The sequence below is a fragment of the Luteimonas sp. 3794 genome (assembly GCF_031456825.1).
Lineage (GTDB): Bacteria > Pseudomonadota > Gammaproteobacteria > Xanthomonadales > Xanthomonadaceae > Luteimonas.
In genome coordinates this window covers 153988-172226 of the sequence record NZ_JAVDVJ010000004.1, presented here as the reverse complement: position 1 = coordinate 172226, position 18239 = coordinate 153988, and the positions used below count along the sequence as shown (strand labels likewise).

15 protein-coding genes are annotated in these 18239 nt (G+C 65.1%); 13 read left to right on the top strand and 2 right to left on the bottom strand.

The genetic code is table 11. The features are described from left to right. The first annotated feature begins 6 nt into the window (after window positions 1–6). The 8 genes from virB11 (at window position 7) to J2X52_RS08625 (ending at window position 7547) form a co-directional block, all read left to right on the top strand. Window positions 7–1044: a P-type DNA transfer ATPase VirB11 gene (gene virB11, locus J2X52_RS08660; protein ID WP_310151640.1), complete on the top strand. Its 1038-nt coding sequence runs from the start codon at window positions 7–9 to the stop codon at window positions 1042–1044. A gap of 67 nt (window positions 1045–1111) precedes the next feature. After that, window positions 1112–1936 (top strand): lytic transglycosylase domain-containing protein, encoded by an 825-nt coding sequence (locus tag J2X52_RS08655; protein ID WP_310151637.1) that lies wholly within the window; start codon window positions 1112–1114, stop codon window positions 1934–1936. 48 nt (window positions 1937–1984) lie between these two features. Continuing rightward, complete coding sequence (locus J2X52_RS08650; protein ID WP_310151634.1) at window positions 1985–2362, top strand: TrbC/VirB2 family protein; 378 nt, start codon at window positions 1985–1987, stop codon at window positions 2360–2362. Beyond that, window positions 2355–2672, top strand: a complete 318-nt coding sequence (locus J2X52_RS08645; protein WP_310151631.1) for a VirB3 family type IV secretion system protein — start codon at window positions 2355–2357, stop codon at window positions 2670–2672. Before J2X52_RS08650 ends, J2X52_RS08645 begins: the two co-directional genes overlap by 8 nt. Window positions 2673–2674: 2 nt before the next feature. Continuing rightward, window positions 2675–5158, top strand: coding sequence for a VirB4 family type IV secretion/conjugal transfer ATPase (locus J2X52_RS08640; protein WP_310151628.1), 2484 nt, complete (start codon window positions 2675–2677; stop codon window positions 5156–5158). Between the two features lie 34 nt (window positions 5159–5192). Then, a complete protein-coding gene (locus J2X52_RS08635) occupies window positions 5193–5948 on the top strand; it encodes a hypothetical protein (protein ID WP_310151625.1) in 756 nt (251 codons plus the stop codon). Window positions 5949–5965: 17 nt separating this feature from the next. Next, window positions 5966–6994, top strand: coding sequence for a type IV secretion system protein (locus J2X52_RS08630; protein ID WP_310151623.1), 1029 nt, complete (start codon window positions 5966–5968; stop codon window positions 6992–6994). Further along, window positions 6963–7547 carry a DUF4189 domain-containing protein gene (locus tag J2X52_RS08625; RefSeq protein ID WP_310151621.1) on the top strand — a complete coding sequence of 195 codons (585 nt, stop codon included), beginning with the start codon at window positions 6963–6965 and terminating at the stop codon, window positions 7545–7547. Before J2X52_RS08630 ends, J2X52_RS08625 begins: the two co-directional genes overlap by 32 nt. Before the next feature lie 1025 nt (window positions 7548–8572). Here the strand turns inward: J2X52_RS08625 and J2X52_RS08620 are convergent. Next, on the bottom strand, window positions 8573–8752 hold the full coding sequence (locus J2X52_RS08620) for a hypothetical protein (RefSeq protein WP_310151619.1): 180 nt from the start codon (window positions 8750–8752) through the stop codon (window positions 8573–8575). A 1371-nt stretch (window positions 8753–10123) separates the two neighbouring features. After that, window positions 10124–10741 (bottom strand): OmpW family outer membrane protein, encoded by a 618-nt coding sequence (locus J2X52_RS08615; protein WP_310151616.1) that lies wholly within the window; start codon window positions 10739–10741, stop codon window positions 10124–10126. Between the two features lie 217 nt (window positions 10742–10958). Here J2X52_RS08615 and gap point away from each other — a divergent pair, with 217 nt between their 5' ends. The 5 genes from gap to J2X52_RS08590 all read left to right on the top strand — a co-directional run bounded on the left by gap (window position 10959) and on the right by J2X52_RS08590 (window position 18175). Then, window positions 10959–11963, top strand: coding sequence for a type I glyceraldehyde-3-phosphate dehydrogenase (gap, locus tag J2X52_RS08610; protein WP_310151612.1), 1005 nt, complete (start codon window positions 10959–10961; stop codon window positions 11961–11963). A gap of 112 nt (window positions 11964–12075) precedes the next feature. Next, on the top strand, window positions 12076–14787 hold the full coding sequence (locus J2X52_RS08605) for a DUF2339 domain-containing protein (protein ID WP_310151609.1): 2712 nt from the start codon (window positions 12076–12078) through the stop codon (window positions 14785–14787). Next, on the top strand, window positions 14784–16148 hold the full coding sequence (locus J2X52_RS08600; RefSeq protein WP_310151606.1) for a DUF3999 family protein: 1365 nt from the start codon (window positions 14784–14786) through the stop codon (window positions 16146–16148). Before J2X52_RS08605 ends, J2X52_RS08600 begins: the two co-directional genes overlap by 4 nt. A 213-nt stretch (window positions 16149–16361) precedes the next feature. Further along, complete coding sequence (locus J2X52_RS08595; RefSeq protein WP_310151603.1) at window positions 16362–17537, top strand: phosphoglycerate kinase; 1176 nt, start codon at window positions 16362–16364, stop codon at window positions 17535–17537. Continuing rightward, a complete protein-coding gene (locus J2X52_RS08590; RefSeq protein WP_310151599.1) occupies window positions 17534–18175 on the top strand; it encodes an HAD hydrolase-like protein in 642 nt (213 codons plus the stop codon). The genes J2X52_RS08595 and J2X52_RS08590 overlap by 4 nt, the downstream gene beginning before the upstream one ends. Window positions 18176–18239 lie beyond the last annotated feature (64 nt).

The following is an 18239-nucleotide window of genomic DNA, read 5'->3' as shown; positions in this document are numbered from 1 at the left end:
CGGCCCATGGATCTTCAGCCCGCCAACGTCGCGCAACTGTCCAGCCGCTTCCTCGAGTACCAGTACGAGGTGCTCGGAATCGGTGCGCACATGCAGTCCACGGATGTCACCGAGATCTGCATCAACCGGCCGGGCGAGCTGTATCTGGAGTCACGGGACGGGTGGCGCCGCACCGAGGTGCCCTCACTGACGTTCGAACGCGCGCGCCAGTTCTGTACCTCGATCGTCAACGAGAGCAACACCGGCCAGCGCATCACCGATGTCGATCCGATGGTGTCGCTGACGTTTCCCACCGGTCAGCGCGCGCAGTTCGTGATTCCGCCTGCGTGCGATGCCGGACGGGTGTCGATCACGATCCGCCTGCCTTCGCGCTATGCAAGAACGCTCGACGAGTACGAACGCGATGGCTTTTTCGCCGAGATTCCGGAGGCCTCCACGACGATCAGCGACCAGGACCGCGAACTGCTCGAACTGCGTCGTGCGCGCGACTACGCGCAGTTCTTCCGTCAGGCGGTGCGTTACCACAAGAACATCGTCGTCGCCGGCGCGACCGGCAGCGGCAAGACGACCTTCATGAAATCCCTGGTCGACCACATTCCCGAACAGGAAAGGCTCGTCACCATCGAGGACGCCCGCGAGCTGTTCCTGCGTCAACCCAACGTGGTGCACTTGCTGTACTCCAAGGGCGGCCAGAGCGCGAGCAACGTCACCGCCAAGAGCTGCATGGAAGCCTGCCTGCGCATGAAGCCGGACCGGATCATCCTCGCCGAGCTGCGCGGCGACGAATCGTTCTATTTCATCCGCAACTGCGCCTCGGGGCATCCGGGGTCGATCACCAGCTGCCACGCGGGCAGCACCGAGCAGACCTGGGACCAGCTCGCTCTGATGGTGAAAGCCTCCGCCGAGGGGGCCGGCCTGGAGTTCGACGTGATCAAACGCCTGTTGCGCATGACCATCGAGATCGTCGTGCACATCAAGGCGCATGCGGGCCGTCGCTTCATTACCGGGATCGACTTCGATCCCGAACGTGCGCTGGCGGCATGAGCCGGGCGCGCACATCCGCGTGCTGGGGCCGTGGCTTCTCCCGCGCGGTGACAGGGAGGGTTTGCTGATGTTGCCGGGACTGGAACTGATGGGCTGCTCCGGGTTGGCGGTGCCGGCCGAGGTGATGCATCACGTGGTGCGCGTGGAGTCTTCGTACAACCCCTACGCGATCGGCGTTGTCGGCGGGCGGCTGGCGCGCCAGCCGCGAAGCCTGGAAGAGGCGCTTTCGACCAGCCGCATGCTCGAGCGCGAGGGCTACAACTTCTCGCTGGGCCTGGCCCAGGTGAACCGCCACAACCTGCAGCACTACGGGCTCGACACCCACGAGAAGGCCTTCGATATCTGTCCCAATCTGCGAGCCGGCGCGCAGATTCTCGCCGAATGCCATACACGCGCCGGTGGCGACTGGGGCAAGGCATTCAGCTGTTACTACTCGGGCAACTTCGTCACCGGCTATCAGCACGGCTACGTCCAGAAGGTGCTCGCTTCCTGGCGCGCCGTCGCGCCTGCCCAGTCGATCCCGGTCATTCGCAACGCAACCGCGGCAGCGCCGCGCGGGCAAGACCTCGCCGCGGAATCGTCCAGGGTCGCAAGCCGCGTGCAGGAGGCCGCGCGCGGTAACCGGCCTGCGGCCACTGAACTGGGCCTCGACGCATCGAGGGCTGCAGCCGAAGCGCCTGCGGTCGAAGCGGAGATCCGGCGGATGTCCGCAATTCCGCCTGCGGCTTCGCTGCATTCGGCGTCCGGCCCGGCGCAGCGGCAGGCCGACGCCGACGCGCCCGTCACGGTGCAGCTCACATCCGCGCCGCTGCGACAGACCGCGCCCCCTGCGAGCCCGTCTGCGCAGTCCGCGTCCGCGGGCCAGGCCGGGGATACGGCCTTCGTCTTCTGAGCGCACCCCGGTTCCCGACTCCTTCTCCGCCAACGCAAGGACAGCACCATGCAGAACTTCATCCCTTCGGACCGCTCCCGTCGCACCCCTGGTGCAACGCTGTCGATACTCGCGTCGGGCTTGCTCATCCTGCTCCCGGTCGCCGCCTGGGCCCAGGACGTCGCAGGCGCGACGACCCGCGTGCAGAGCTTCTTCGGCAACATCAACGCGCTGTTGAATGTCGCATCGATTGCGGTCGTCACCATCGCCATCATCTTTGCCGGCTACCAGATTGCGTTCAACCACAAGCGGATCGGCGACGTCGCGCCCGTGCTCATCGGCGGGTTCCTGATCGGCGCCGCGGCGCAGATCGCCAAGATGCTCCTGCCCGACGATGTCACCTCGACCGCCATCGCCGTGGTCCAGCTGCTGCCGGGCTATGCGTAAGGACATCCTGTTCCGCGGCTGCACGCGCCCGCCGATGTTCATGGGTGTGCCGTACCTGCCGTTCGCGGTGGGGGCGGGGGCGTGCCTGCTGCTGACGTTCTATATCGACATGTTCTTTCTGGCCCTGCTGCCGTTCGTGATCATGGTCATGCGGCAGATGGCCCGGCGCGACGAAATGATTTTCCGGCTGCTCGGTCTTCGGTGGATGTTCCGACTTCGCGCCCGCCAGGTCAGACGCCACGCGGGGGTCTGGATCTTCACGCCCAATACGTACCGCTCCGAGATCCATGAAGGCCGAAGGATCCCCTGACCATGCGCGCGCCTGCCACGTCCATTGCCGAGTTCGTGCCGCTGTCGGCCCATGTCTCCCCGCACGTGGTCAAGACCACCGGCGGCGACTACCTGCTGACGTGGCGCCTGGGCGGTCTGCCGTTCGTCGGGCGCGAGACCTGGGAACTGGAGCACCGCCACGCGACCTTCAACCGCATGCTGCAGACGCTGCGCGCGCCCGATTTCGTCAACGTCGCCTTCTGGGTCCACGATGTCCGCAGGCGCGGCCGCATCGACATGCGTGCCGATTTCACGCAGCCGTTCAACCAGGCGTTGTCCGACCAGTACTTCGAAGCGCTCTCCGCGCAGAAGATCATGCAGAACGAGCTCTACCTGACGATGATCTTCAGGCCGGTCGTCAGCGGAAAGAAGCTCGTGGAAAAGTCGTCCGACCTGGCGCGACTGCAGGCCGAGCAGGACCAGGCGGTCGCCAAGCTGCTCGAACTGGCGGGCAATGCCGAGGCGGTGCTCAGGGACTACGCCCCCGTGCGGCTGGGCATGTATGCACGAAGCAACGGGGTTGTATTTTCCGAAACCCTGGAGCTGTTCGCATACCTGCTCAACCGCATCGATGCGCCCGTGCCGGTGCTGCAAGCGCCGGTCTGTGATTACCTGGCGGTCAGTGGACATACCTTCTCCGCGCGCACCGGGGATTTCGTGGTCACCGCCCCGGGCGGCGGCAACCACTACGGGGCGATCCTCAACATCAAGGAGTACACGGACTCGACCTGGCCGGGGATTCTCAACGCCCTCAAATACCTGGACTTCGAGTACGTCATCACGCATTCCTTCAGTCCGATGGGGCGTCAGGACGCCTTGAAGGTGCTCGACCGTACCAAGGGGATGATGATCTCCTCGGGCGACAAGGCGGTCAGCCAGATCGCGGAACTCGACCATGCGATGGACGAGATCGCGTCGGGCAATTTCGTGCTCGGCGAATACCACTTCATCATGGCGCTGTACGCCCCAGACCAGCCGGCGCTGGCGCAGCAGATCGCCACCACGCGCGCAGAGCTGTCCAACGCGGGCTTCGTGTCGGTGAAGGAGGACCTCGCGGTCTGTGCCTCCTTCTACTCACAGCTGCCGGCGAACTGGAAGTTCCGCACCCGGCTCGCCAACGTCAGTTCACTGAACTTCCTCGGCCTCTCGCCGCTACATAACTTCGCCACCGGCAAGCGCGCCGGGAACCCGTGGGGCGACGCGGTCACCGCGCTGCAGACCACCAACGGCCAGCCCTACTATTTCAATTTCCATGCCACGCATGCGGCCGAGAATTCGGCAGGGGAAAAAGCGATCGCCAATACGATGGTGATCGGCAAGTCGGGCACCGGCAAGACGGCCCTGATCAATTTCCTGCTCAGCCAGGTGCAGAAGTTCGAACCCGCGCCGACGATCTTCTTTTTCGACAAGGACCGCGGCGCCGAGATCTTCGTGCGGGCCTGCGGCGGCGCGTACCTGTCGCTGGAGAACGGCGCGCCCACCGGCTTCAATCCCTTCCAGTGCGCGCGCACCGAAGCCAACGTGCAATTCCTCGCCGGGCTGATCAAGGTGCTCGCCGGAAAATCCCATTACACCGCGCGCGAGGACGAGGACATCCATCGCGCGGTGGACAGCATCCTCGACATGCCACCGCCACTGCGGTCGATGGGGAACTTCCAGAAGAGCCTGCCCAACATGGGCGATGACGGCCTGTACGCACGGCTGCGCAAGTGGACGGCCGGCAACGCACTGGGCTGGGTGTTCGACAACCCGCTCGACGTCATCGACCTGGAGCGCGCCAGCATCATCGGCTTCGACTACACCGAGGTCATCGACAATCCAGAAGTGCGGGTGCCGGTCGTCAACTACCTGCTGCATCGGCTCGAAGCGCTCATCGACGGCCGTCGCCTGATCTACGTGATGGACGAGTTCTGGAAGATTCTCGACGGCGGTGGCGCGCTCAAGGAGTTCGCCAAGAACAAGCAGAAGACGATCCGCAAGCAGAACGGGCTCGGCATCTTCGCCACGCAAAGTCCGGAAGACGCATTGGCAAGCGACATCTCCGCGGCCCTGATCGAACAGACGGCGACGCTGATCCTGCTTCCCAACCCGAATGCATCGCGGAAGGACTACGTCGAGGGCCTGAAGCTGACCGACGCCGAGTTCGAGGTCGTCCGCTCGCTCGACGAGCGCTCGCGCAGCTTCCTGGTCAAACAGGGGCATGCATCGGCCGTCTGCCAGTTGAACCTGCGCGGCATGGACGACGCCCTGGCCGTCATTTCGGCGAGCACCGACAACATCGAGATCATGCATCGCATCGTCGCCGAACGGGCCGCGTCGCTTGATGCCGCGCCTGCGGATCTCGACCCGGCCCAGTGGCTGCCGCTGTTCTATGAGCAGCGCAAAGGGTCGGGTCGCGCATTGCCCGCGCAGGCGAGTGCCGGGACAGGGGTGCGTCACGAGGCCGCTACCGTGGCGGCACGCTAGAGATGGAAACCCGCAAGGACACAGGAGGTGCTGTATGAGATCCCCGAGCCTGCACCAGGCGCCCATGGACCGCCTCGCGAGCGGCGTGCGGCGTACGTTCGGAATCGAACTCGGCTGGCCCCGCTTGAGCCGCCGGTTCGTGATCGCCATTGCAATCGCCGCCGCGCTGGCCACTGGTGCGGCGGCCGCTGCGTGGCAGGTCCACGATCGTGAGACCTACCGGCAGGTCCATGAAATACGGGATCGAATCGGCGGCAGCAGCAGCACTACCGTCGTCGGCGAACTGCAGAAGGTGAACACGCGATTGCGGCTCGACCACAAGCCGTCGGCCGAGGCGGCCGGACTGGTCGCCGAACCAGGTGGCACCGCCAAGCTCGACCGGGACGTACCCTCAGCCGCAGCCCTGACCATCGGCAGGCTGTGCCCGTCGGGCGTGTCGAGTGGCCTCGGGCAGCGACAGCGCACATTGTGCCGCGAGATGGTGCAGACCGAACTTGCGCAATATGCATTCGCGATGCGCATGTTCGAACGCGCCGCCGAGCATCACGCGCGCCTCGAGGCGATCGAAAAACGGCGTCGCGCCCTGGGGCCCGAAGACTACGCGGATCTGCAGGCCAACTCGAACGAACTGTTGGCCCTGACCGCGTTGATGGACAACGACCGCGACCGCTATCAAACCTATATGCGCGCCTACGAGGCCCGCGTGGCACATATCCGCACCACGCAGATCGCGCTGTCGCGGAACCTGTTCAAGGGTCGGGGCGGCGTGGACCTGCCGGCTTCGCTGTAATCAATTCGGAGTTCGAGATGGACATTCTGGCCGACTTCGCACAATGGGCGTTCTTCGCGCTGATCTTCGAGTTCTTGAACACGCAGATCGCGTCCTTCCAGACCGGCCTCATCGCGCGTGGAACCCAGTTCGTCAGCGGCCTCGCGCTCACGCTGTGCACGCTCTGGGTGTTGATGCAGGGCTTCATGATCGTGACCGGACGCAGCCGGGAATCGATGATGGGCTTGGTCGTCGGGTCGCTGCGGGTGTTCCTGATCGTGTCGGCGGCCACTGCGATGTCGTTTGCCGGCACCAACCTGACCAGCTTCCTCGCCGATGGGTTGCCCAGGTCGATCAACACCATCGTCACGGGGACGGATGAAAAGCCCGAGAAGTCGATCGACAAGAATCTCAAGATCATGGGGTTGATCTTTGTGCTGGTCGACCGGATCGGCTCGGGCAACGACGACGCGGAGACCAAGGCCAGCCAGGACCGGACGATCACCTTGATGGGAATCGGCATCGCGGGACCGTCGGTGGTGGGCGGTGCGATGCTGCTGCTCTACAAGATCGCGTTGGTGCTCTTCGTCGGCTTCGGTCCGTTATTCATCCTGTGCCTGATGTTCGACCAGACGAAGGAGCTGTTCAAACGCTGGCTGCTGTATGGAATAGGCACGATGTTCAGCCTGGCGGTCCTGTCTTTCATGGTGTCGGTATCGACCAAGCTGGTCGCCATCACCGCGGCGGCATTGCTGCTGCAATACACCCTGCTGACCCAGGAGACACTCGACTTACCCGGAGTCATGCCATCGGGCGGCTTAAACGCCGCCGCGATGCAACAGGGCGGCATCGGCCTGTTGATGTCGGTGCTGATGGTGATGGCACCGCCGATGGCGGCCATGTTCTTCAGCGGGACGCTTGGCCAGTTCGCTGCGAGCTCTAGCTTTGGTACGCTCGGCCGTAATAGCAGCGGTCAGACTGCCGACACCACGATGCCTACTCAGAAAGTTGGAGCTAGGCGGAAGGACGACGAAGATGAGCACCATATTCACGATGGCCCACGTTGACAGCGGAATGTTTGGTCAAGAGAAGCGCACAGTGAAAGATAGAAATCGTCTTTCTGGTCGCTCGTTCGCGCTGGTGCTCTTGGCTTCCAGCGCCGCGATTTTTGCTCCCATAAGCGCGAGTTCGATGGAGTTGGCGCAAGCGCAGGTCCCGGAGAGTAATCCTGCATCCGCTTATTACCACTCACGCTATCTCCCTGCGCTTGGGGTAGCGAATACGCCGCAGCAAATTCTCGAAGATCGATTTGGAGCGTTCGCGATGAGTCCAAGCTCTTCTTGGTCGGGTTGGGTTTTGGGTGACAGATCAAAGGCCGGGGCTGAAAAGGCTGCTATTGATCAGTGCAGTGCCCGCGGCGGCGGGGTTAAGGACTGCGAAATTGTTCTGTCATTCCAGAATCAATGTGCAACTGTGGCATCGACCCGCAATCATTCTGGCTTTGGACGAGCAGGAACGATCGAAAGAGCTCGTGCGTTGGCGATGCGTCAGTGTGAATCGATAGGTCCGGGGTGTGAAGTTTTTCGTGAGGGGTGTAGCTATCCAGAGCCGGCCGAGTAGGTTTCTCATCCGTTAGATGATGATTAGACTTCTCGTCGCGATGGCTTGATGTCCCGCTTAAAAGTTAAATACGTAGACAGCGCCGTACACCAGCGGATCAATCCGCGCGGTCCCCAGCTTCACGCCGTCCAGTCGCACGTCGCTCTCGATATCCATCCACCGTGCATCCAGCCGCAGCTTGCCCGGTCCGGCTTTGATGTCGATGCCGGCATGCAGCGCCAGGCCCCATGAATCGCCGTGTGAGCTTCGTGCCCACCAGGGCGTCGGCGAGTCTCTTCTTCGAAGACGTAGCTGAAGTCGACGCCGATGAATGGCGCCACGTGCGCCTGAGGCATGAAGTGGTACGCCAGAATCAGCTTAGGCGATAGGTGCTTTGTGCCGCAATAGTTCGGAGCAGGCTGCTGATACAACGGTGCCGACGCGAGGAGAGGCTGAGGAAAAACCAAAAGTAATGTGCAGAAAACTTCGGGGCCGCAGTAAGGGTTGAATCCATGGCCATTGTGTCGACGAGAATACGCAAAAAATATCGGCGGATCGGTTTGCTCCTTGTGATGCTGGCGATTGGGTCAGCGCAGGGACGAACGTTCGCCCAGCAGCAACAGCTTCCTGAAAGTAATCCAAATTCTGCGCACTATCACACGCGATACCTGCCGTCGCTTGGCGCTTCGCAGGTGTCACGAGGACAGGCATATGATCGTTTTGGTGCTTTCGCAATGAGTGAGGGTTCGGGCTGGTCGGGCTGGTCCATAGATGGGGAAACTAAAGTTATTGCTGAGCAACACGCCCTGGCGCAGTGCCGAGATCGAAGTGGTGGCGCAGACGATTGCGAGGTGGTCATCTCTTTTCAAAATCAGTGTGGTTCTGTTGTCGGGAGTTCTGACCATTCTGGATTTGGTACGGCTGATACCTTAAGGCGTGCACGCCAACTTGCGAGGCAAGCCTGCGAGGAGCTGGGGCCTGGTTGCAAGGTCTTCTGGGAAGGGTGCAGCTACCCAGCGCCTGCGGAATGAGAACTCGACGCTTGCTCAGGAGTCATGGACATAGGCAGCGCTATACACCAGTGGATCAATCCGCTCGGCCCCCGACTTCACGCCGTCCAGTCGCAAGTCGCTATCGATATACATCCACCGCGCATCCGGCCGCGGCTTTCCGAGGCCGGGCTGTGCATCAGGCAGTGCCAAGGACGAGAAGTCGCCGGTTTTCATCTTTGCGCCCTTCAGGGCGCCGTGGATTTTTTCTCGACGAAAATCGTGTGGTTGCCGCTCGTGTCTCCGTCTGTCGTTCCGCCGACGGCGCCCACTCAACCTCCCCGACGGAGATTGCAAGGGCGATTCAGTAAATAATTCCACGCATGGAAAAGGGTGTGAAGTGAATTTATTTCGTTCTTTATCCGTCCCAGTTCTCGTCATTGCCAGCAGCATTTGCTGGGCTCAGCAGCCTGGAACCGTCGAATACAACACCAAATTTCTTCCCGCGCACGGCGCCGGCGATACGCGCACGCCGAATATCCAGCAGTCTTGGGGAGCTTTCTCCATAGCAACGCTTGATGAGGGCGATGTCGCAATGACGGGGTGGGCGATTAATCATGAAAGCGAGGCGAGTGCTGTCCAAGCCTCACTTGAGATGTGCTCCCGCCGCGGAGGAATTGGGTGTGAAATCAACTTGGTTTTCAGGGATCAGTGCGCGGCGGTGACGACTTCCCCCACTGGTACCTACGCATCGAGAGATCGGACATTGAAGCGCGCCCGGGATGCATCCAGCAAACCATGTCAATCGGATTGCCGGATCCTCTATGAAGGGTGCTCCCACCCGAGGTAGAGCGCATGGTCTTACGGTGCTTTGAGTGCCCGCCGGTCAAAGGCATCTGTCTCCATGTGGCATCGTCCTGTTGATTTCTGTGTTGATGGTGATGGCGCCCCCGATGGTAGCTATGTTCTTCAGCGGGACGCTTGGCCAATTCGCTGCAGATTCAAGTTTTGTTGCGCTTGGTCGGAATATATCCGGTCAACGAACCGACTACGAGCAGCGGGTCGCTGAGGAGTCTAATAAGCAAGCCACGGGTTCCGGCTGATCGTTTGTTTATCTTCTCTAAAAGGATTTGTATGAGCAGGGATCTGTTGTTCTTTGTTCTTGTATTTAATCTTTGCGCCGTTGTGGCCCAGAATGCGCGCGCGCAAGATCCGAATTCGCAGCACTACAGAGACACGGTTGTGCTCCCGGCGTTGGGTATGGGCGATACGGTTTCGGGCAATCGATCCTCTCAAGGCGGGGGCTGGGGCGCCCTTGCTATCAGTCGCCCGTACGAAATTTACGGCATTGCACTTGAGCAGTACGACGAGGCGAGTGCGGAACGTCAGGCAGTGCAGATCTGCGAAGCACGCGAAGGCCAAGGCTGTGAAGCAAGGTTGACGTTTCGGAATACCTGCTTTGCGCTGGCGAGCGGCGGTGGCCGCTGGGGAGGCGCTGCGCGAAGTCGTCAGCGGAATGCCGATCGGGCTGCCTTGAAGGGCTGCCGGAAAGTCGGCGGGGGCTCCGAATGCGCAGTGATCGAACGGACCTGTCGATAGAGCGTCGCGTCAGAAAGAAATCACATAAGCCGCGCCGTATACCAGCGGATCAATCCGCGCCGCCCCCAGCTTCACGCCGTCCAGTCGCACATCGCTCTCGATATCCATCCACCGTGCATCCAGCCGCAGCTTGCCCGGTCCGGCTTTGATGTCGATGCCGGCATGCAGCGCCAGGCCCCATGAATCGCCGAGTGCGAGCTTCGCGCCCGCCAATGCGCCGCGGGTCTCTTCTTCGAAGAAGGTCGTGTAGTTGAGGCCGGCGCCGATGAACGGCACCACGCGCGCCTGCGGCATGAAGTGGTACTGCAGGCTCAGCGTCGGCGGCAGGTGCTTGGTGCTGCCGATCTGGCCGAGGCCGGCGATGTCCAGATCGTGGCGGAACGGGGTGGCGGCGAGCAGTTCGATACCGACGCGGTCGCGCACGAAGTACTCGACTGCAATCGTGGGCCGGGTACTGCCGCCGATCGACAGCGGCAGGGTGCCGCCGGCGAGACTGCCGTTGTCGGATTTCGGATTCACGTGATGCGCGCCGAGGGCGACGGTCCAGTCGCCGGCCGACTGGGCGGCGGCGGGCAGGGCGGGTGCCAGGCAGGCGAGGGCGATCAGGGCGAGGGGCAGCGTACGCATCGGAAGATCCAGTCGTCGTGGGATGCGGACAGTGTTGGTGCCGCGCCTGCGCTGCGCCTTGATCGCAATCATTGCGCGCGGCGCGCAGGGCTGGCAGGGGTCTCGTGGCAGTGTGGCTGGTAGACTGTGCAGCGCTGTCCGGGCTGGCGCACACGCGCCGCGCGGCCACGTCTTTCCCACTTTTGCCGCGTGCGCGCGGCTGCAGGAGTCCGGATTCATGGCGATCAAGGTTGGCATCAACGGTTTCGGCCGCATCGGCCGCAACGTGCTGCGCTCGGCAGTGGAAAACTTCGACGGCGACATCGAGATCGTCGCGATCAACGATCTGCTGGAGCCCGACTACCTGGCCTACATGCTGTCGTACGACTCGGTGCACGGCCGCTTCAAGGGCACGGTGTCGGTCGAGGGCAACACGCTGCTGGTCAACGGCAAGAAGATCCGCCTGACCCAGGAACGCGACCCGGCCAATCTGAAGTGGGACGAAGTGGGCGCCGATGTCGTCATCGAATCGACCGGCCTGTTCCTGACCAAGGACACCGCGCAGAAGCATATCGATGCGGGCGCGAAGAAGGTCATCCTGTCGGCACCGTCGAAGGACGACACGCCGATGTTCGTGTTCGGCGTCAACGACAAGACCTACGCCGGCGAGGCGATCATCTCCAATGCCTCGTGCACCACCAACTGCCTGGCGCCGATCGCCAAGGTCATGCACGACAAGTGGGGCATTAAGCGTGGGCTGATGACCACCGTGCACGCGGCGACCGCCACCCAGAAGACCGTGGATGGCCCGAGCAACAAGGACTGGCGCGGCGGCCGCGGCATTCTGGAGAACATCATTCCGTCCAGCACCGGCGCGGCCAAGGCCGTCGGTGTGGTGATTCCGGAACTCAACAAGAAGCTGACCGGCATGAGCTTCCGCGTTCCGACGTCCGACGTGTCGGTGGTCGATCTGGTGGTCGAACTCGACAAGCCGGCCAGCTACGAGGAGATCTGCGCCGAAATGAAGGCGCAGAGCGAAGGCGCGCTGAAGGGCATCCTGGGCTACACCGAGGACAAGGTCGTCGCCACCGATTTCCGCGGTGAGACCTGTACCTCGGTGTTCGATGCCGAAGCCGGCATCGCGCTGGACCCGACCTTCGTCAAGCTGGTCAGCTGGTACGACAACGAGTGGGGCTACTCCAACAAGTGTCTGGAGATGGTCCGCGTGGTCGCGGCGAAGTAACTGCCGCGTCGATCATTGCGTTATCCGGAGCCCCGCACACGCGGGGCTTCTTGTTTTCGGCAGATCGCCGCGTAAGGTGGCCGGGCGCGCCCTCTGGCGCACTGGGGACTTCATGGAAGGATTCGTCGTACTGATCGGAATTGCGCTGCTGGCGGTGCCGGTCCTGCTGATCGTCTGCCTGGTCATGCTGTCCGGCCTGCGCGGGCGCGTGGCCGATCTCGAAAACCTGAGCGAACGCCTGCGCGCGGAGATCGCCCGTCGGGCGATACCGCCAGCGCCTGTCGAAACTGCGGCCCCGCGCGACGTACCCGCGGCCCCAGTGTCGACGCGCGTCGAAGAACTGTCCGCGCCAGTGCCGCCCGCCGCGACCGCGCCGCCCCCGGCGTCAGCGGCCCCGCCTGCGTCCGTGTCCGCGCCACCGCCATTGCCGCCGGCCCCACCGCGCGAGGTCCGGCACTACCCGGCGCCTGCGCGTCCCGCACAGCCCGCGGCCCCGGCTGCGCCGGCGGGCCCCGACGTGTTCGAACGCGGCCTGCGTCTGGTCCGCCATTGGTTCACCTCCGGCAACGTGCCGGTGAAGATCGGCATGCTGGTGCTGTTCGCCGGTGTTGCGGCGCTGCTCAAGTACGCCAGCGACGAGGGCCTGTTGCAGGTGCCGGTATCGGTGCGCCTGGCCGCCGTGTCGGTGGCGGCGGTGGCCGGTCTGGTGTTCGGCTGGATGCGACGGACGAGCCATCGCACGTTTGCGCTGAGCCTGCAGGGCGGCATGATCGGCATCCTGCTGCTGGTGGTGTTCGCCGCGTCGCGGATGTTCGGGCTGGTGCCGATGGAGTTCGCGTTCGCCGCGAGCGTGGCGCTGGTGTTCGGTGCCGGTGCGCTGGCGGTGCTGCAGGGCGCGATGGCGCTGGCGGTGTTCGCCGTGCTGGCCGGGTTTCTCGCGCCGATCTGGCTGTCGACCGGCGGCGGCAATCATGTCGCGCTGTTCGGTTACTACGCGGTGCTCAATGCGGCGATCGTCGCCATCGCCTGGTTCCGTGCGTGGCGGCTGCTCAATCTGCTGGGGTTCGTCTTCACCTTCGGCATCGGCGCGTTCTGGGGTGTGCTGGATTACCAGGCTGCCGACTACGCGTCCGCGCAGACGTTCCTCGCGCTGTTCTTTGCGATCTATCTGGCTGTGCCGCTGCTGCATGCGCGGCGCAGGCCAATGTGGCGCCGGGATCTGATCGACGGCTGCCTGGTGTTCGGCACGCCGCTGATCGCGTTCTCGCTGCAGTCGGGTCTGATGCGCGACGCCACGACCACGCTGGCGCTGTGCGCGCTCGGGCTCGCGGCGGTGTATGCGGGCCTGTCGTGGTGGCTGCGTCGCGGTGGTCGCTTTGAGGTGCTGCAGCAGTCGTACGCGCTGCTGGCCGCAGGCTTCGCGACGCTGGCCGTGCCGCTGGCGCTGTCGGCGCAGGCGACTGCCAGCGTGTTCGCGCTCGAAGGTGCGGCGCTGGTGTGGCTGGGCCTGCGTCAGCAGCGGCGTCTGCCGCGCTGGTCGGGCATCGCGCTGCAGGTCGCGGCGGTGGTCGCGTATGTGTTCGCTGCAGGCAATACGACGGTGGGTGATACGCCGTTCGTGCATGGCCTGTTCGTCGGCGCGTTGCTCTTCGTCGCCTCGGGGCTCGCGATCGCGTGGGCGTATTCGCGCGCAGGCGCCGTTGCGCCCGCACGCATCGCCTATCTCTGGGCGATGGCCTGGTGGCTCGGCGCGTGGACGTTTGAACTGCAGCGTGTGTTGCCGGGGCGCGACTTCCCCGATGCGCTGCTGGTGCTGGCAGCGGTCACCGGCTGGCTGGCGGCCGAGCGCAATCGACGCGTGTTCGATCCGTTACTGGCCGGCACCGCCTGCCTTGCGCTGGTAGCGGCGCTGCCGCTGGCGCTGCTGCAGACCGAAGCGCATCAGCAGCCCTTCGCCGGTAACGGCCTCTGGGCGTGGCTGGTCTTTGCAGCACTCGGCGTGCGCAGCCTGTTGTGCCTGCGTGTCGGCGACAGCGGATTCGCTCGCGCCGCGCAGTTCGTGTGGTGGCTGCTGTGGCCGTTCGCGGTATCGCTGCTGCTGGTGCAGCTGTCCGGGCGGATCGGTGGCGGCGATGGCTGGTGGCTGGTCGCGGCGGTCGCGCCGTGGCTGGCGATCACCGCGGTGGCGCTGTTGCGCTGGCCGTGGCTCACGCATCCGCTGGGCGCGAGCTTCGACCCGATGCGCGCGGCATTCCGCACTGTGTGTTGCGCGCTGCTGATCATCTGGTGGTTGCTGGCGCTGGGCAATGCGGGTGATCCCGCGCCGCTGCCGTGGATCGCCCTGGTCAATCCACTCGATCTCGCACAGATCGCGGTGCTGCTGCTGATCGCGCACTGGCTGTGGCGTGGCGAGGCGACGATCGGTGAACGTGCGCGCATACCGCTGCTGTCGGCCGGCGCGTTCCTGCTGGTCACCGTCATCACCCTGCGCGGCGCGCATCACTGGGGCGGCGTGCCGTGGAGCGACGCGCTCGCGGACAGCAGCCTGGCGCAGACCAGTCTGACCATCGTTTGGAGCGTGCTCGGCGTGCTCGGCTGGGTGATCGGGTCGCGCCGCGGCCAACGTGTGCTGTGGCTGGCGGGCGCGGCGCTGATGGCGATCGTGCTGGCCAAGCTGGTGCTGGTGGACCGCAGCCATCTCGGCAATCTGTGGGGCATCGGCTCGTTTATCGCCTATGGCCTGCTGTGCACGGTCGTCGGCTTCTTCGCGCCCGCGCCGCCGCGTGCCGCGACCCCGGAAACGGCACAGGAGGCCGACGCATGAACCGACGTCTGACATGCATGGCCGGTCTTGCCGGCGCCGCGATCTGCAGCGTGGCGATCGCTGCGGGAGGCGACGAGGCCTTCGTCGCGCAATGGCCGCTGACCTTGCCCTCACCGGATGCCGGTGCCTACCAGGTCGGGCTCGACGACGCGGTCTATGCGACCACGGTGTCGCCGGCGCTGCGCGATCTGGTGGTGGTCAATGGTGATGGACGCCAGGTGCCGGCGTTGTTGCAGGCCGCCCCCACGCCGCCGGCACGCCTTACGACGCAACCGCTGGCCTGGTTCCCGCTGCCGGCGACCGCCGCGCGCGCAGGCAGCGACATCGCTGCGATCAGCGAACTCGATCCCGACGGCCGCCTGCGTCGCATCCAGTGGCAGCCCGCGCCCGGGGATGCGCCGCCGGCCGCTTTGCTGGTGGATGCCGGCACATCCGAAGTGCCGCTGCAGGCGCTGATGCTGGACTGGGGCGTCGCCGAAGTCGCCTTCGAACGCACGATGCGGGTGGAAGGCTCGGAAGACCTGCGCGAGTGGAATCCGTTGGCCGCCGGCGGGCGTCTGCTCGATTTGCGCCGCGGCGAAGCACGCCTGGTCGAGCAGCGGATCGTGTTCGATACGCCGGTGCGCGCGCGCTACCTGCGGCTCAGCCCCGGGGCCGGTGCCGGCACGATGCCGGCAATCGTGTCGGTCACCGGCGAATCGACGGCCGTCGCCGATGCGCCCGAACTGGCGTGGCGCGCGCTGGAACCCGTCGGCCCGGCCGACGGAGAAGGCGGCTTCGTGTTCCGGCTCGATGCGCGGCTGCCGGTGACGCACGTCGACATCGGCCTGGACGGCAATGCGACCGCGCGCTGGACGCTGTCGGTGCGCGAAGACGACAGCGCGCCGTGGCGCACGATCACGAGTGACTGGCTGGTCTACCGGGTCGGCGCGGACGATGCCTCCCGCACGCCACCGCGCGCGCTCGATACGACGCTGCGCGCGCGCCAGTGGCGACTGGTGCCGGATGCGCCGTCTGCCGGCGCAGCGCCCGTGCTGCGACTCGGCTACCGCGCGGAGCGGCTGGTGTTCGTCGCCGAAGGCGCGGCGCCGTTCTCGCTGCGCGCGGGCAGTGGACGTGCCGTGCGCGTCGATGCATCGGTGGCGCCGCTGCTGGCCGATCTGCGCGCGCGCGATGGCGGGCGCTGGCAGCCGGCAGTCGCGACGCTGGGCGCGCGCACGGAACTGGCCGGCGCTGCCGCGCTGGATGACACGCCGCCGCGCGACTGGGGCACGTGGCTGCTGTGGGGTGTGCTGTTGCTGGGCGTTCTTCTGATCGGCGGTTTTGCATTGAGTCTGCTCAGGGCGCCGAAGCCCGCTTGAGATCGTCATGTAGGAGCGCGCTTGTGCGCGATCCGGCTTGCCTGGGAAAGCCAATCGCGCGCGAGCGCGCTCCTACAGGGTTGGTTTGGCGCCGGTTTGCCTGGTTGCGGGCACACCGCGGACAATGGGCGGCTGACGCAACCGCGTTCTCCATGCCACGCCATGGATCGCATGGCGCACATCATTCCGATCATTCAAGAGAGTCCAGAGCCCATGACCATTGTCCGCATGACCGATCTCGAGCTGTCCGGCAAGCGCGTGCTGATCCGGCAGGACCTCAACGTCCCCGTCGACGGCGGCAAGGTCACCTCCGACCAGCGCATCACCGCATCGCTGCCGACGTTGAAATACGCGCTGGAGAAGGGCGCGGCGGTCATGGTGACCTCGCATCTGGGCCGACCGAAGGAAGGCAGCTGGAGCGAAGCCGATTCGTTGGCGCCGGTCGCCGCGCGGCTGTCCGAGCTGCTCGGCATCGACGTGCCGCTGGTGCGCGACTGGGTCGACGGTGTCGAGGTCGCGCCGGGTCAGCTGGTGCTGCTCGAGAATTGCCGCATGAATGTCGGCGAGAAGGATGACGACGAGGCGCTGTCGAAGAAGTACGCGGCGCTCTGCGACGTGTTCGTCATGGACGCCTTCGGCACCGCGCATCGCGCCCAGGCCTCGACGCACGGCTTGATCCGCCATGCTGCGATTGCTGCCGGTGGCCCGTTGCTGATGGCTGAACTCGACGCGCTGGCCAAGGCACTTGACGCGCCCGCGCGGCCGCTGCTGGCGATCGTCGCCGGCAGCAAGGTCTCGACCAAACTCGAACTGCTGTCGTCGCTGGTCGGCAAGGTCGACCAGTTGATCGTCGGCGGCGGCATCGCCAACACCTTCATCGCCGCGCTGGGCCACGGCGTCGGCAAGTCGCTGGTCGAGACCGACTTGCTCGATACCGCGAAGCAGATCATGGCCGACGCCACGGCGCGCGGTGCCGAGATTCCGGTGCCGACCGACGTGGTCGTCGCGCCCGCGTTCGCGGCCGATGCACCGGCCACGGTCAAGGCCGTTGATGCAGTGGACGCCGACGACATGATCCTCGACATCGGCCCGGACACCGCGAAGCGCTACGCCGCGATGATCGCCGACGCCGGTACCGTGGTCTGGAACGGCCCGGTCGGCGTGTTCGAGTTCGATGCGTTCGGCAAGGGCACCGAAGCACTTGCGCGCGCGATCGCAACGTCGAAGGCGTTCTCGATCGCCGGCGGCGGCGACACGCTGGCCGCGGTCGACAAGTACGGCGTCGCCGACGACGTGTCCTACATCTCCACCGGCGGCGGCGCGTTCCTCGAATTCCTCGAAGGCAAGACGCTGCCGGCGGTCGCGGCGCTCGACGCCCGCGGCGCATGACGCAGGCGCTGTTCTTCGATCTCGACGGCACGCTGATCGATTCGGAACCGGGCATCCTCGGCGGCATCGCGCACACGCTCGACGCGATGGGGCATCCGCCGCTGTCGCGCGAGGTGCTGCTGCCGTGGATCGGCCCGCCGCTACGCGACAGCTTTGATGCGCTGTTCGAAGGCGACCGTGCGCGCGCCGAGCGGGCCGTCGCGCTGTATCGCGAGCGTTACGACGCAAGCGGGTGGCGCGAGCATTCGGTGTACGCCGACATTCCCGAGACGATCGCCACGCTGCAGGCCGCCGGTCACCGACTGGCCGTGGTGACCTCCAAGAATGAAGGCTTCGCGCGGCGCATCCTCGAGTCTCTGCCGTTCGGCGCGGCATTCGAGACGGTGGTCGGCGCCAGCGACGACGGCACGCGTCGTTACAAGCGCGAACTGATCGCCGAAGCGCTGTCACGGCTCGCGCTGACCGCGGCGGACGCCACGATGATCGGCGACCGGCGCTACGACATGGAGGGCGCATCCCAGCACGGCATGCGCGGCATCGGCGTGCTGTGGGGCTTCGGCGATGCCGACGAACTCCGCGCTGCGGGCGCGGATGTCGTCGTCGACTCGCCGGCCGCGCTCGTGGGTGCGCTGGGCTGAGCGACGGCGCCTTGCGTGTCGCGTCAGATGCGTGGTCCGACGCCGTCACGCCTGCTGTAACGCG